The following is a 14322-nucleotide window of genomic DNA, read 5'->3' as shown; positions in this document are numbered from 1 at the left end:
TGGGTCGGCCGGCGCCGGCCGTGGAGAATGCAGGCTCCGCGCTCACGAGGCGTGCCCGCCTGCCGCCACTCATGCGCCATCCGACCCGTTCCCTGATCCTCGGCTTCGCGCTGGCGCTCACCGGCGGCTTCGCCTTCGCCCAGGTCAACGGCTTCTATCGCTTCCCGTCGCTGCACGGCGAGCGCGTCTGGTTCACCGCCGAGGGCGACCTCTGGCGTGTCGGCACCGGCGGCGGCCGGGCCGAACGCATCACGACGCACCCGGCGTACGAGACCCGCCCCGCGGTCTCGCCGGACGGCCGCTGGCTCGCGTTCACCGGCGCCTACGAGGGCCCGACCGAGGCCTACGTGATGGCGGTCGACGGCGGCGTGCCGAAACGCCTCACGTGGGGCGGGCAGACCGTGCTGGTGATGGGCTGGACGCCGAACGGCGAGGTTCTCGTCACCGCGCCGGCCGCGAATGGCCAGCCCGACACGCAGCTCTACGCCCTCGACCCCGCCACGCAGGCGCGCCGCGCGCTGCCCGTCGGCCAGGCCAGCGACGGCGCGCTCAGCGCCGACGGCAAGACGCTCTACTTCACGCGCAGCGGCCTGCGCGGCGACAACGTGCGCGCGTACCGCGGCGGCGCGATGGCGCGCCTGTGGGCGCTGCCGCTCGATTCGAACGCCGAGGCGCGCCCGCTCGTCGACGCCGACGCCAACGCGCGCCGGCCGATGCCCTACGTCACGGCACAAGGCGAGGCCCGTGTCGCGTTCCTGTCGGACAGCGACGGCACGCTGAACCTGTGGTCGGTGACCGCGCAAGGTCTCGACGCACGCCAGCACACGCGCCACGTTGGCTGGGACATCCGCCATGCGTCGATCGACGGCCGCCGCGTGGTCTACGCGCTCGGCGCCGACCTGCACCTGATCGATCTCGCGACCGACATCGACCGCCTGCTGTCCGTTTCGCTCGGCGGCGACTTCGACCAGCAGCGCACGCGCTGGGTCAAGGCGCCGCAGCGCTACCTCTCGGCGGCCCACCTCGCACCGAACGGCGAGCGCGTCGCGCTGACGGTGCGCGGCCACGTGGCGACGCAAGGCGTCGCAGCACTACGCCGCGCCGAGCTGCCGGTGCCGGCCGGGGCGCGCTGCCGCGAGGCCGCGTTCAGCCGCGACAGCCGCGACGTGTTCGCGCTCTGCGACAGCAGCGGCGAGATCGAGGTCTGGCGCTTTGCTGCCAACGGCAGCGGCACGCCAGTGCAGATCACGCAGGGGGCGACGACGCTGCGGCTCGCGTTGTTCCCGTCGCCCGACGGCAAATGGCTCGCGCACTTCGACCAGAACGCCCGGCTCACGCTGACCGCGCTGACCCCGGCGGGCGGCGGTGCGAGCCGGGTGATCGACGCGCCGCGCGCGGCCGGCGAGCCGTTCGTCGCCTGGTCACCCGACAGCCATGCGCTCGCGTTCGCGCGCCCCTTGGCCACAGGCCCGCGTGATCAGCTGATGCTGTTCACGATCGCCGACGCAGCGCTGCATGTGCTGAGCAGCGACCGCTACGACAGCGGCTCACCGGCGTTCACGCCCGACGGCAAGTGGCTGTACTTCCTCTCCGAGCGCAGCTTCGCGTCGCTGAACCGCAGCCCCTGGGGCGATCGCAACATGGGACCGTACTTCGATCGCCGGGCCAAGGTCTACGCGCTCGCGCTGCAGCCGGGCACGCGCTTCCCGTTCCAGCCGCAAGACGAGCTCGCGCCGGCTGCGCCGCGCCCCGAGCCCGGGCCGACGACAACCGCAACGGCCGTCGTCAACGCGCCCGCCGGCGCCGCATCGGCCTCGGTCACCGTGCAGACCAAGCCACCGGCCCCGGCCGCGAAGCCCGCCGGCCCGTTGCCGCCGATCGTGACCGACGGGCTGGCGCAGCGCCTGTTCGAGGTGCCGCTGGCCGCCGGCAACTACGACAAGCTCGGCACCGACGGCAAGCGCCTGTACCTGCTCGAGGCCGAGAGCACGCCCGAGCGCCGCAAGAGCCTGCGCAGCCTCGCGATCGAGAACACCGGCCCGCAGCCCGAATTGTTCGCCGCCGAGACGAAGGACTTCGAGATCACGCCCGACGGCAAGAAGTTGATGCTGGTGCGCAGCACGCGAGGCGACGACGCCGGCGACATCCTGCTCGTCGACACCGGCGCGAAGCTGCCGTCCGACGTCGCCAAGAGCAAGGTCAACTGGACCGACTGGGCGATCGCGGCCGACCCGCGCGCCGAATGGCGGCAGATGTTCAACGACGCGTGGCGCCTGCACCGCGACTACTTCTACGACGCGAAGATGCTCGGTGTCGACTGGACCGGCGCGCGCCGGAAGTACGAGCCGCTGCTCGCGCGCGTGACCGATCGCGCCGAGCTCAACGAGTTGCTCGCGCAGATGGTCAGCGAACTGCACACGCTGCACAGCCAGGTCTACACGCGCGATCTGCGCGATGGGCCCGACGAGATCGGCGCGGCCGGCCTGGGCGCGCGGGTCGTGAAGGTTGCCGAGGGCTTTCGCGTCGAGCAGGTCTACCGCAGCGACCCGGAACTGCCGTCCGAAGCCGCGCCGCTGGCGCAGGCGCGCGTCGCCAGCGGCGACGTGATCACCGCGGTCAACGGGCGGCCGACGCGCGCGGTCGCCGACCTGTCGGAGCTGCTGCGGGGCCAGGCCGGGCGCCAGATGCTGTTGAGCCTGAAGCGCGATGCGGCCCAGCCGCGCGAGGTCGTCGTCACGCCGGTCGACGCGACGCGCGAGCGCCAACTCGCGACGGGCGACTGGGAGGCCGGTCGCGCAGAACGCGTGCAGGCGCTCGGCGCCGGCCGCATCGGCTACCTGCGCCTGCGCGCGATGGGCTCCGGCGACATCGCGACCTTCGCGCGCGAGTTCTATGCGAACGTCGAGCGTGATGGCCTGATCATCGACGTGCGCGGCAACAACGGCGGCAACATCGACAGCTGGGTGATCGAGAAGCTGATGCGCCGCGCGTGGGCCTTCTGGCAGCGTCGCTCGCCCGAAGGGTCGAGGCCGTACCCGAACATGCAGAGCGCGTTCCGCGGGCATCTCGCGGTGCTGATCAATGAGGACACCTACTCCGATGGCGAGACCTTCGCCGAGGGCGTCAAGCGCCTGAAGCTCGGCGCACTGATCGGCAAGCGCAGCTCGGGCGCCGGCGTCTGGCTCTCCGACCGCAACCGCCTCGAAGACAACGGCCTGATGCGCGCGGCCGAATCGGCACAGTTCGCACTCGACGGCGCCTGGCTGGTCGAGGGCAAGGGCGTGACACCGGACATCGAGGTCGAAAATCCGCCGCGCGCCAGCTTCAATGGCGGCGATGCGCAACTCGACGCGGCGATCGAGCACCTGCAGCGTCGGCTGCTCGAGGAGCCGGTGCCGGTGCCGGTCGCGCCGCCGCGCTGATCGCCGATCGTTCAGCCGATCCGCCGCAGCCCTTCCAGATCGAGCACGCTGACGCCGCCGTACTCGATCCGGATCAGGCCCTTGTCCTGCAGCGAATTCAGCGCCTGGTTGACGCGTTGGCGTGACAGCCCGATCAGGTAGCCCAGCTCCTGCTGCGTGATGCGCAGCAGCCCGCCGACACCGGGGTACAGCACCGGATGGAACAGCGCGCCGAGACTGCGCGCGACGCGCGCGTCGACATCGATCATCCGGTCGGTCTCGCGCGCGCCGATGAACTGGCCGAGGCGCTCGTTCAATTGCTGGATCACGAAGCGATTGAACGGGATGCTGCGGTCGAGCAGCCAGTGGAAGGTCGCGACGCTCAGGCCGGCGACCAGGCTCGTGCGCACGGCCTGGATGTTGTAGCGATAGACCTCGCGCTTGATCACGGTGCCCTCGCCGAACCAGCCGCCCGGCGGCAGCCCGGTGAAGGTGATCGGGATGCCGAGCCCGCTGTCGTTGCTCATCTTCAGGAAACCGTCGATCACGCCGAACCAGTAGGTCACCGGCCGGCCGACCCGGCACAGCAACTCGCCGGTCGCGACGCGCACGACCTTCAGGTCCGCGACCGCGGCGGCGCGCTCCTCGCGGTCGAGCGCGGGCAGCCACGGGATATCGGCGAGCTCGGCGCTGTTCGGTGCTCGGGCGCGCTGGTAGAGCGGCGCCTGGGTGACAGAAGCGGTCGCGACAACGGCGGAGTTCATCGAGGGAAACACCCGAGGGGACTGACCCTAGGATTGTCGTCAGAACGACAACGTGGCGTCAAACATGTTTCTACATTCGCATCCAGGCCTGCCTCGCATGCCGACCCCCGGAGACGCTCCGTGCCCACCACCTTCACCCGCCTGATGCTCGAACACGCGGCCCAGCGCCCGAACGCCGCGGCACTGCGCGAGAAGGAATTCGGCATCTGGCAGACGCTGACCTGGAGCGCGCTCGCCACGCTCGTGCGCGAGCTCGCCTGCGGGCTGCACGAGGCCGGGCTGCAGCGCGGCGAGCACCTGGTCGTGATCGGCGAGAACCGGCCACGCCTGTACGCGTGCATGCTCGCCGCGCAATCGCTCGGCGCGATTCCGGTGCCGCTGTACCAGGACGCCGCCGCGACCGAGTTCGTCTTCCCGATCACCAATGCCGCGGTCGCGTTCGCGATCGTCGAAGACCAGGAGCAGGTCGACAAGATGCTCGAAGTGCGCGAGCAGTGCCCGCAGTTGAGAAGCCTCTGGTTCGACGACCCGCGCGGGCTGCGCCACTACCGCGAGCCGGGCCTCGCGCCGCTCGATGCGCTGATCGCCGCCGGCCGCGCATTCAACGCGGCGAATCCCGGTCTGTTCGATGCCGAGGTCGAGAAGACCCGGCCCGACGACGTCGCCGCGATGTTCTTCACCTCGGGCACGACCGGCAACCCGAAGGGCGTCGTCCACACCCACATGACCCTGATCGACCGCGCCCAGGCCGGCGCGCGTTTCGACAAGCTGACGCACGCCGAGGAAGTGCTCGCCTACCTGCCGCCGGCGTGGATCGGCCAGAACATCTTCTCGTACGCGCAGTGGCTGGCCTGCGGCTACGTCGTGAACTGCCCCGAGTCGGCGGCGACGGTCAGCATCGACCTGAACGACATCGGGCCGACCTACTACTTCGCGCCGCCGCGGATCTTCGAGGGGCTGCTGACGACGGTGATGATCCGGATGGAAGACGCCGGCGCGATCAAGAAGTGGCTGTTCCGGCACTTCATGGACGTGGCCCGGCGCGTCGGCCCGCGGCTGATGGATGGCCGGGCGGTGGGCGCGCTCGACCGCCTGCATTACGCGATCGGCAGATGCGCGATCTACGGGCCGCTGCGCAACACGCTGGGCCTGTCGCGGGTGCGCGTCGCGTACACCGCCGGCGAAGCGATCGGCCCGGATCTGTTCACGTTCTACCGCTCGATCGGCATCAACCTGAAGCAGCTCTACGGCTCGACCGAGACCGCGGTGTTCGTCTGCCTGCAGCCCGACCACGAAGCGCGCGCCGACACCGTCGGCGTGCCGATCGAAGGCGTGGAGATCAGGCTGACCGAAGCCGGCGAGATCCTCGTCAAGTCGCCGGGGCTGCTGCGCGAGTACTACCGCAACCCGGCCGCGACCGCCGAGGTGCTGACCGCCGAGGGCTGGTACCACACCGGCGACGCCGGCTTCCTCGATGCCGGCGGGCACCTGAAGATCATCGATCGCGCGAAGGATGTCGGCCGCATCGAGGGCGGTGCGAACGACGGCGCGATGTTCGCGCCCAAGTATGTCGAGAACAAGCTGAAGTTCTTCCCGCACATCAAGGAGGCGGTCGCGATCGGCGACCGGCGCGCGACCGTCTGTGCCTTCATCAACATCGACTTCGAGGCGGTCGGCAACTGGGCCGAACGGCGCAACCTGCCCTACGCGGGCTACACCGACCTGGCACAGAAGCCGGAGGTCTACGAGCTGATCCGCGAGTGCGTCGAGAAGGTCAACGCCGACCTCGCGGTCGACGAGAAGCTGGCCGGCTCGCAGATCAGCCGCTTCCTGATCCTGCACAAGGAACTCGACGCCGACGACGGCGAACTGACGCGCACGCGCAAGGTCCGGCGCGGCTTCATCGCCGAGCGCTACCAGGTGCTGGTCGATGCGCTGTACGGCGGCAAGACGCACCAGTTCATCGAGACCCAGGTCAAGTTCGAGGATGGGCGCAGCGGCGTCGTCTCGGCCGACCTTGCGATCGTCGACACGAAGGTGTTCCCGGCCGTGAAGAAGGCCGCCTAGATGAGCGGCGTCCGCAAGACCGGCGACGTGATCCTCGAGGTCAGGAACATCAGCCTCGCGTTCGGCGGCGTGAAGGCGCTGACCGACATCAGCTTCGACGTGAAGGAGCACGAGATCCGCGCGATCATCGGCCCGAACGGCGCGGGCAAGAGCTCGATGCTGAACTGCATCAACGGCGTCTACCAGCCGCAGCAGGGTTCGATCACGTTTCGCGGCCAGACCTTCAGGCACATGAACTCGCGCCAGGTCGCCGAGATGGGCCTGGCGCGCACGTTCCAGAACCTGGCGCTGTTCAAGGGCATGAGCGTGCTCGACAACATCATGACCGGGCGCAACCTGAAGATGAAGACGAACCTGTTCCAGCAGGCGATCCGCTGGGGCGCCGCCGAGCGCGAAGAGACCGCGCAACGCCTGGTCGTCGAACGCATCATCGATTTCCTCGAGATCCAGCCCTACCGCAAGACGCCGGTCGGCAAGATGCCGTACGGGCTGCAAAAGCGCGTCGACCTCGGCCGCGCGCTCGCGATGGAGCCGCAGGTGCTGCTGCTCGACGAGCCGATGGCCGGCATGAACGTCGAGGAGAAGCAGGACATGAGCCGCTTCATCCTCGACGTCAACGACGAGTTCGGCACGACGATCGTGCTGATCGAGCACGACATGGGCGTCGTGATGGACATCTCCGACCGCGTCGTCGTGCTCGACTACGGCAAGAAGATCGGCGACGGCACGCCGCACGAGGTGCGCAGCAATCCCGACGTGATCAGCGCCTACCTCGGCACCACGCACTGACGCCTATCGCAATGGGATTCTTCCTCGAAACCCTGTTCGGCGGCCTGATGGCCGGGATGCTGTATTCGCTGATCGCGCTCGGCTTCGTGCTGATCTACAAGGCCAGCGGCGTCTTCAACTTTGCGCAGGGCGCGATGGTGCTGTTCGCGGCGCTCGCGATGGCGCGCTTCTCGCAGTGGATTCCCCACCTGCTCGGCTTCGACAACAAGCTGCTCGCCAACGTGCTCGCCTTCGCGGCCGCCGTGCTGGTGATGATCGGCGTGGCCTGGGTGATCGAGCGCCTGGTGCTGAGCAGGCTGGTGAACCAGGAAGGCATCACGCTGCTGATGGCGACCCTGGGCGTCACCTACTTCCTCGAAGGCTTCGGCCAGAGCCTGTTCGGTTCGGACATCTACAAGATCGACGTCGGCATGCCCAAGGAGCCGCTGATGCTGCTCGACAAGGTCTTCGAAGGCGGCGTCCTGATCGGCCTGGAGGACCTCTACGCCGCGCTGATCGCCGCGGCGCTGGTCGCGCTGCTCGCGCTGTTCTTCCAGAAGACCGCGACCGGGCGCGCGTTGCGCGCGGTCGCCGACGATCACCAGGCGGCGCAGTCGATCGGCATCCCGCTCGGGCGCATCTGGATCATCGTCTGGTCGGTGGCCGGTTTCGTCGCGCTGGTCGCCGGCGTGATCTGGGGCAGCAAGCTCGGCGTGCAGTTCTCGCTCTCGCTGGTGGCGCTGAAGGCCTTGCCGGTGGTGATTCTCGGCGGCCTGACCTCGGTGCCCGGCGCGATCATCGGCGGGCTGATCATCGGGGTCGGCGAGAAGCTGTCGGAGGTCTACATCGGGCCCTTCCTCGGCGGCGGCATCGAGATCTGGTTCGCCTACGTTCTGGCTTTGCTGTTTCTTCTCGTGAGGCCGCAGGGCCTCTTCGGCGAGAAGATCATCGATCGGGTCTGACCTCATGCTGTACAGAGAAAACGGTCAGTTCAAGACCAGCTACCGCGCCGACCAGCAGATCTTTCCGATCCTGCAGGATCGCATCGTGATCGGGCTGCTGCTGCTCGCGGCGTTCGTCGCGGTGCCGTTCGCGGCCGACGAGTACCTGCTGCGCGCGATCCTGATTCCGTTTCTGATCCTGTCGCTGGCCGCGCTCGGTCTGAACATCCTGGTCGGCTACTGCGGACAGATCTCGCTCGGCACCGGCGCGTTCATGGCGGTCGGCGCCTACGCGGCCTACAACTTCCATGTGCGCATCGACGGCATGCCGCTGATCGCGTCGCTGCTGCTCGGCGGGCTGTGCGCCACCGGCGTCGGCGTGCTGTTCGGCATCCCGTCGCTGCGCATCAAGGGCCTGTACCTCGCGGTGGCGACGCTGGCCGCGCAGTTCTTCGTCGACTGGGCCTTTCTGCGCATCAACTGGTTCACCAACGATTCTCCGTCGGGCTCGGTCAATGTCTCCGGGCTGCAGGTGTTCGGCTTGCCCGTCGAGTCGCCGGTGCAGAAGTACCTGTTCTGCCTCGGCATCGTGTGCGTGTTCGCGCTGCTCGCGAAGAACCTGGTGCGCGGCGCGATCGGCCGCGAGTGGATGGCGATCCGCGACATGGACGTCGCCGCCGCCGTGATCGGCATCCGGCCGGTCTACGCGAAGCTGACCGCGTTCGCGGCGAGCTCGTTCATGGTCGGCGTCGCGGGCGCGCTGTGGGGCTTCGTCTACCTCGGCGCCTGGGAGCCTGCGGCGTTCTCGATCGACCGCTCGTTCCAGCTGCTGTTCATGGTGATCATCGGCGGGCTCGGCTCGATCATGGGCAGCTTCTTCGGCGCGTTCTTCATCGTCGTGCTGCCGATCTTCCTGAACCAGTTCCTGCCCGCGCTCGGCCGCGTGTTCGGGGTCGAACTGCACACCGCGACCGCGTCGCACGCCGAGCTGATGATCTTCGGCGGGCTGATCGTGTTCTTCCTGATCGTCGAGCCGCACGGCCTGGCGCGCCTGTGGTCGACGGCCAAGGAAAAGCTGCGCCTGTGGCCGTTCCCGCATTGAGCCGCGCAATGCATTCAACCACGCACCGACGAGTGCCCCTTCCACCTCTGGAGACAAGCATGAAACTCAAAGCCTATGCCGCAACCGTTGCGATCGCGGCCGCCACCCTCGGTGCGCTGGCCACGGCGCCCGCTGCCTACGCGCAGGCGAAGGAGCAATTCTTCCCGGTGCTGTCGTACCGCACCGGGGCCTACGCGCCGAACGGCGTGCCGTGGGCCAACGGCTTCGTCGACTACCTGAAGCTCGTCAATGCGCAGGGCGGTATCAACGGCGTGAAGATCGCCTTCGAGGAGTGCGAGACGGGTTACGACACGGCGCGCAGCGTCGAGTGCTACGAGCGGCTGAAGGGCAAGAACGGCGGCGCCTCCGCGTTCCAGCCGCTGTCGACCGGCGCCACCTTCGCGCTGACCGAAAAGGCGCCGGGCGACAAGATTCCCTTGATCACCGCGGGCTATGGCCTGAGCGAATCGCAGGACGGCGGCGTTTTCAAGTGGAACTTCCCGCTCGCCGGCACCTACTGGGTCGCCGCCGACGCGCTGATCCAGCAGATCGGCAAGAAGGAAGGCGGGCTGGCGAAGCTCAAGGGCAAGAAGATTGCGCTCGTCTACCACGACAGCCCGTACGGCAAGGAGCCGATCCCGCTGCTGACCGAGCGCTCGAAGATGCTCGGCTTCGATCTGCAGCTGCTGCCGGTGACGGCGCCGGGCGCGGAGCAGAAGTCGACCTGGCTGCAGATTCGCCAGAGCCGGCCCGACTACGTGCTCCTGTGGGGCTGGGGCGTGATGAACTCCACCGCCATCAAGGAGGCGCAGGCCACCGGCTATGCGCGCGAGAAGATGTACGGCGTCTGGTGGGCCGGCGCCGAGCCCGACGTGAAGGACATCGGCGAAGGCGCGAAGGGCTACAACGCAGTGACGATGCAGCACGGCGCCGAGCCGAACTCGAAGGTCGTGAAGGACATCGCCACGCTCGTGCACGCCAAGGGCCAGGGCACCGGGCCGAAGGAGGAGCTGGGCACGGTGCTGTACATGCGCGGCGCGATGTCGGCGATGCTCGGCGTCGAAGGCGCACGGCGCGCGCAGGAGCGCTTCGGCAAGGGCAAGGTCATGACCGGCGAGCAGGTGCGCTGGGGCCTCGAGAACCTGACGCTGGACCAGAAGAAGCTCGACGCGCTCGGCTTTGCCGGCGTGATGCGCCCGATCAGCACCAGCTGCGTCGACCACCTGGGCGCCAACTGGGCTCGTGTGCACACCTGGGACGGCACGAAATGGGTGTTCACCTCCGACTGGCTGCAGGCCGACGAGCAAATCATCCGGCCGATGGTCAAGGTGGCGGCCGACAAGTACGCGGCCAACAAGAAGTTGACCCGGCGCACTCCCGAAGACTGCCAGTCCTGAGGTCGAGATGACGATGGCTTCGATCCTTCTCGACGTCAACGGCATCGAGGTCATCTACAACCATGTGATCCTGGTGCTGAAGGGGGTTTCGCTGCGCGTGCCCGAGGGCCGCATCGTCGCGTTGATGGGCGGCAACGGCGCCGGCAAGACGACGACCCTGCGCGCGGTCAGCAACCTGCTGAAAAGCGAGCGCGGCGCCGTCACGAAGGGCTCGATCGAGTTGCGCGGCGAGCGCATCGAGCGCCTCGGTACTTCGGAGATGGTGAACCGCGGCGTGATCCAGGTGATGGAAGGCCGCCACTGCTTTGCGCACCTGACGATCGAAGAGAACCTGATGACCGGCGCCTACACGCGCCGCGACGGCAAGGCCGCGGTCGCGGCGACGCTCGAGAAGGTCTACGCCTACTTCCCGCGCTTGAAGACGCGGCGCAGCTCGCAGGCCGCATACACCTCGGGCGGCGAGCAGCAGATGTGCGCGATCGGCCGGGCGCTGATGGCGAATCCGAAGATGGTGTTGCTGGACGAGCCGTCGATGGGGCTGGCGCCGCAGATCGTCGAAGAGGTGTTCGAGATCGTGAGGGATCTCAACACGCGCGAGCAGGTGACGTTTCTGCTCGCCGAGCAGAACACGAACATGGCGCTGCGCTATTCCGACTACGGCTACATCCTCGAGAACGGCCGCATCGTGATGGACGGCGAGGCCGCTTCGCTGCGCGAGAACGCCGACGTCAAGGAGTTCTACCTCGGCACCGGCGGGTCGGAGAAGGACGGCGGCGAGCGCAAGAGCTTCCGCGACGTGAAGAGCTACAAGCGGCGCAAGCGCTGGCTCGCCTGACAAACGGAGAACCCACGATGGCCCACGCCGACGAAGCCGCCCTCGCCCGCCTGCTGCCGCTGCTGCGCCAGCTGCGCGAGATCAAGGGGCTGCGCGAAATGAAGCCCGGCATCTTCTACCTGAAGGGCAGCGCGTTCATCCACTTCCACGACGACGGCGGTGCGCTCGTGGCCGATCTGAAGAAGGCGGGCGGCAGCGGCTTCGACCGCTACCCGGTCGATGCACCGCCGGGCCAGCGCAAGCTGGTCGACGACGCGAAGCGGCGCGCCGCGCGCAGCGACGAAGACTGAGCATGAACTTCGACGCACAACGCAGGGTCGCCGCGGCACTCGCCGGCGCCACCGAAGACGTCAAGTGGGGCGCCGACCTCGTGTATTCGATCGGCGCGAAGATGTTCTGCGTCTTCCTGCTTGACGCCGCGAAGCACGCGCAGAGCTGCTCGTTCAAGGTCGACGACGAGCGCTTTCTCGAGCTCACCGGCGTGCCGGGCGTGATCCCTGCGCCCTACCTCGCGCGGGCGAAGTGGGTGCAGGTCAAGCCCGGCCACGCGCTCGGCACGGCCGCGCTGAACGACCTGATCCGGCGCTCGCACGCGCTCGTGCTGGCGCGCCTGCCGAAGAAGCTGCAACGGGAACTGAACCCATGAACCCGATCGCCGGCGTCCACTACGACGCGCTCGAGATCCGCCCCGCCGCACAGCGCGAGGCCGCGCTGATGGCCGCGTTGCCGCTGCAGATCGCGCACGCAAAGGCCCATGCGCCGGCATTCGCGGCCAGCCTGGCCGAGGTCGACGCGTCGCAGGTGACGAGCCGCGAGACGCTCGCCCGCCTGCCGGTGATTCGCAAGCACGAGCTGCTCGAGCGGCAGCGCGACCCGGGTGCGCCCGATGTGTTCGGCGGGTTCTCGGCGCTGGGCTGGGGCAACGCGCCGGCGCAGCACCGCGCGCTGCGCGTGTTCGCGTCGCCCGGCCCGATCCACGAACCCGAGGGCAGCGCGGCCGACTACTGGCGCATGGCGCGCGCGCTGTTCGCCGCGGGCCTGCGCGCCGGCGAACTGGTGCACAACAGCTTCAGCTACCACTTCACGCCGGCCGGCGCGATGATGGAGAGCGGCGCGTTCGCGCTCGGCTGCACGGTGTTCCCGGCCGGCACCGGCCAGACCGAGCAGCAGGTGCAGGCCATCGCGACCCTGAAACCGGCGGCCTACATCGGCACGCCGAGCTTCCTGAGGATCATCCTCGAGAAGGCCGACGAGCTCGGCACCGCGCTGCCGACGCTGATCAAGGCCTCGGTCGGCGCCGAGGCCTTCCCGCCGAGCCTGCGCGACTGGCTGGCGGCGCGCGGCATCACCGCCTATCAGAGCTACGGCACCGCCGACCTGGGGCTGATCGCCTACGAGACCGAGTCGCGCGAGGGACTGGTCCTCGACGAGGGCGTGATCATCGAGATCGTCCGGCCCGGGACCGGCGACGTGCTGCCGGCCGGCGAGGTCGGCGAGGTCGTCGTGACGGCGCTGAACCCCGGCTACCCGCTGATCCGCTTCGGCACCGGCGACCTGTCGGCGCTGCTGCCGGGCACCTGCCCGACCGGCCGCAGCAACGCGCGGATCAAGGGCTGGATGGGCCGCGCCGACCAGACCGCGAAAGTGCGCGGCATGTTCGTGCACCCGGCCCAGGTCGCCGAGATCGTGCGGCGCCACCCGCAGGTGCGCAAGGCGCGGCTCGTCGTCAGCGGCGAGATGGCGAACGACGCGATGACCTTGCACGCCGAGACCGAGGGCGCGCCGGAGGGCCTGGCGGCGCGACTCGGCGAGTCGATGCGCGAGCTGACGAAGCTGCGCGGCGAGGTCGTGCTGTGCCCGATCGGCAGTCTGCCGAACGACGGCAAGGTGATCGAGGACGCGCGCCGCTACGACTGAACGGCGATCCCGATGCGGCGCGCAGGGTCATGCCGAGCGCAGTGTTCGATCGCCGCGAGCTGCTAGTACTTTCCGCGATGGCACCCCGCGCGACGTTCAGGACAATCGCGCGTCGCTCACCTATTCATCGCTTGGGAAACACATCATGAAGCGTCTTCTGCTCGCCGCGCTCGCGGCCGCCCTGACCGCGCCGGCCTGGGCCGACTACCCCGAGAAGCCGATCACGATCGTCGTGCCGTTCGCGGCCGGCGGGCCGACCGACAAGGTCGCGCGCGACCTGGCCGAGGCGCTGCGCAAGCCGCTCGGCGGCCAGTCCATCATCATCGAGAACGTCGGTGGCGCCGGCGGCACGCTCGGCGCCGCGAAGGTCGCGAAGTCGCCGAACGACGGCTACACGCTGCTGCTGCACCACATCGGCATGAGCACCGCGCCGGCGCTGTACCGCAAGATGACTTACGACACGTTGGGCGATTTCGAGTACCTCGGCATGGTCAACGAAGTGCCGATGACGCTGATCGGCCGCCCCACGCTGCCGGCCAAGAACTACGCCGAGCTGCTGAAATGGTTCGAGGCGAACAAGGGCAAGATCAACCTCGCGAACGCCGGCCTCGGCGCAGCCTCGCATCTGTGCGGCTTGCTGTTCCAGAGCTCGCTGAAGATCGACATGCAGACCGTGCCCTACAAGGGCACCGGTCCGGCGATGACCGACCTGCTCGGCGGCCAGGTCGACATCATGTGCGACCAGACGACCAACACGACGAGCCAGATCGCCTCGCACGCCGTGAAGGCCTTTGCCGTGACCACCGCGAAGCGCCTGGGCACGCCGGCACTGAAAGACCTGCCCACGCTCGACGAATCAGGGCTGAAGGGCTTCAACGTCACGATCTGGCACGGCCTGTACGCGCCGAAGGGCACGCCGAAGGCCGTCACCGACAAGATCAACGCTTCGCTGCGCACCGCGCTGAAGGATGCCGAGTTCGCGAAACGCGAAGAAGCGCTCGGTGCGGTGATCGTGACCGATGCGCGGCTGGGCGGCGAGGAGCACAAGAAGTTCGTCGCGGCCGAGATCGCGAAATGGGGGCCGATCATCAAGGCCGCCGGTCAGTACGCCGACTAGCTGCCTGCGGGCC

Annotated in this window: 12 protein-coding genes; 11 read left to right on the top strand and 1 reads right to left on the bottom strand. The window is 68.6% G+C overall.

Annotated elements, in window-relative coordinates; genetic code table 11:
• The first annotated feature begins 71 nt into the window (after positions 1-71).
• Entirely contained in the window at positions 72-3422 is a 3351-nt protein-coding gene (locus AC1DTW_RS17070; RefSeq protein ID WP_477982477.1) for a S41 family peptidase, read from the top strand.
• A gap of 11 nt (positions 3423-3433) precedes the next feature.
• On the opposite strand, the gene AC1DTW_RS17065 is transcribed toward AC1DTW_RS17070, so the two are convergent.
• A complete protein-coding gene (locus AC1DTW_RS17065) occupies positions 3434-4165 on the bottom strand; it encodes a Crp/Fnr family transcriptional regulator (protein WP_477982476.1) in 732 nt (243 codons plus the stop codon).
• 120 nt (positions 4166-4285) lie between these two features.
• On the opposite strand from AC1DTW_RS17065, the gene AC1DTW_RS17060 reads away from it, so the two are divergent.
• From AC1DTW_RS17060 to AC1DTW_RS17015, 10 genes are all read left to right on the top strand, one after another.
• Positions 4286-6232: an AMP-dependent synthetase/ligase gene (locus AC1DTW_RS17060; protein WP_477982475.1), complete on the top strand. Its 1947-nt coding sequence runs from the start codon at positions 4286-4288 to the stop codon at positions 6230-6232.
• The gene (locus AC1DTW_RS17055; protein ID WP_477982474.1) at positions 6233-7021 is read left to right on the top strand and encodes an ABC transporter ATP-binding protein; all 789 of its coding nucleotides are present in this window, start codon (positions 6233-6235) and stop codon (positions 7019-7021) included.
• Between the two features lie 11 nt (positions 7022-7032).
• On the top strand, positions 7033-7962 hold the full coding sequence (locus AC1DTW_RS17050) for a branched-chain amino acid ABC transporter permease (RefSeq protein WP_477982473.1): 930 nt from the start codon (positions 7033-7035) through the stop codon (positions 7960-7962).
• Positions 7963-7966: 4 nt separating this feature from the next.
• Positions 7967-9043 carry a branched-chain amino acid ABC transporter permease gene (locus tag AC1DTW_RS17045; protein ID WP_477982472.1) on the top strand — a complete coding sequence of 359 codons (1077 nt, stop codon included), beginning with the start codon at positions 7967-7969 and terminating at the stop codon, positions 9041-9043.
• A 59-nt stretch (positions 9044-9102) separates the two neighbouring features.
• Positions 9103-10440: an ABC transporter substrate-binding protein gene (locus AC1DTW_RS17040; protein WP_477982471.1), complete on the top strand. Its 1338-nt coding sequence runs from the start codon at positions 9103-9105 to the stop codon at positions 10438-10440.
• Between the two features lie 13 nt (positions 10441-10453).
• Positions 10454-11275 (top strand): ABC transporter ATP-binding protein, encoded by an 822-nt coding sequence (locus AC1DTW_RS17035; protein WP_477982470.1) that lies wholly within the window; start codon positions 10454-10456, stop codon positions 11273-11275.
• Positions 11276-11292: 17 nt separating this feature from the next.
• The gene (locus AC1DTW_RS17030; RefSeq protein WP_477982469.1) at positions 11293-11565 is read left to right on the top strand and encodes a hypothetical protein; all 273 of its coding nucleotides are present in this window, start codon (positions 11293-11295) and stop codon (positions 11563-11565) included.
• Between the two features lie 2 nt (positions 11566-11567).
• Positions 11568-11921: an MmcQ/YjbR family DNA-binding protein gene (locus AC1DTW_RS17025; protein ID WP_477982468.1), complete on the top strand. Its 354-nt coding sequence runs from the start codon at positions 11568-11570 to the stop codon at positions 11919-11921.
• Positions 11918-13192, top strand: coding sequence for a phenylacetate--CoA ligase family protein (locus tag AC1DTW_RS17020; protein WP_477982466.1), 1275 nt, complete (start codon positions 11918-11920; stop codon positions 13190-13192). Before AC1DTW_RS17025 ends, AC1DTW_RS17020 begins: the two co-directional genes overlap by 4 nt.
• Before the next feature lie 145 nt (positions 13193-13337).
• Entirely contained in the window at positions 13338-14309 is a 972-nt protein-coding gene (locus AC1DTW_RS17015; RefSeq protein ID WP_477982464.1) for a tripartite tricarboxylate transporter substrate-binding protein, read from the top strand.
• Positions 14310-14322 lie beyond the last annotated feature (13 nt).

The sequence above is a fragment of the Rhizobacter sp. P5_A1 genome (genome assembly GCF_056400745.1).
This window is presented reverse-complemented; position numbering and strand designations above follow the sequence as displayed.

What these genes read in the sequence shown, in the direction of transcription:
- AC1DTW_RS17070 (WP_477982477.1), top strand. Translation starts at nt 72, where the DNA reads ATGCGCCATCCGACCCGTTCCCTGATCCTCGGCTTCGCGCTGGCGCTC.
- AC1DTW_RS17065 (WP_477982476.1), bottom strand. Translation starts at nt 4,165, where the DNA reads ATGAACTCCGCCGTTGTCGCGACCGCTTCTGTCACCCAGGCGCCGCTC.
- AC1DTW_RS17055 (WP_477982474.1), top strand. Translation starts at nt 6,233, where the DNA reads ATGAGCGGCGTCCGCAAGACCGGCGACGTGATCCTCGAGGTCAGGAAC.
- AC1DTW_RS17050 (WP_477982473.1), top strand. Translation starts at nt 7,033, where the DNA reads ATGGGATTCTTCCTCGAAACCCTGTTCGGCGGCCTGATGGCCGGGATG.
- AC1DTW_RS17045 (WP_477982472.1), top strand. Translation starts at nt 7,967, where the DNA reads ATGCTGTACAGAGAAAACGGTCAGTTCAAGACCAGCTACCGCGCCGAC.
- AC1DTW_RS17040 (WP_477982471.1), top strand. Translation starts at nt 9,103, where the DNA reads ATGAAACTCAAAGCCTATGCCGCAACCGTTGCGATCGCGGCCGCCACC.
- AC1DTW_RS17035 (WP_477982470.1), top strand. Translation starts at nt 10,454, where the DNA reads ATGGCTTCGATCCTTCTCGACGTCAACGGCATCGAGGTCATCTACAAC.
- AC1DTW_RS17030 (WP_477982469.1), top strand. Translation starts at nt 11,293, where the DNA reads ATGGCCCACGCCGACGAAGCCGCCCTCGCCCGCCTGCTGCCGCTGCTG.
- AC1DTW_RS17025 (WP_477982468.1), top strand. Translation starts at nt 11,568, where the DNA reads ATGAACTTCGACGCACAACGCAGGGTCGCCGCGGCACTCGCCGGCGCC.
- AC1DTW_RS17020 (WP_477982466.1), top strand. Translation starts at nt 11,918, where the DNA reads ATGAACCCGATCGCCGGCGTCCACTACGACGCGCTCGAGATCCGCCCC.
- AC1DTW_RS17015 (WP_477982464.1), top strand. Translation starts at nt 13,338, where the DNA reads ATGAAGCGTCTTCTGCTCGCCGCGCTCGCGGCCGCCCTGACCGCGCCG.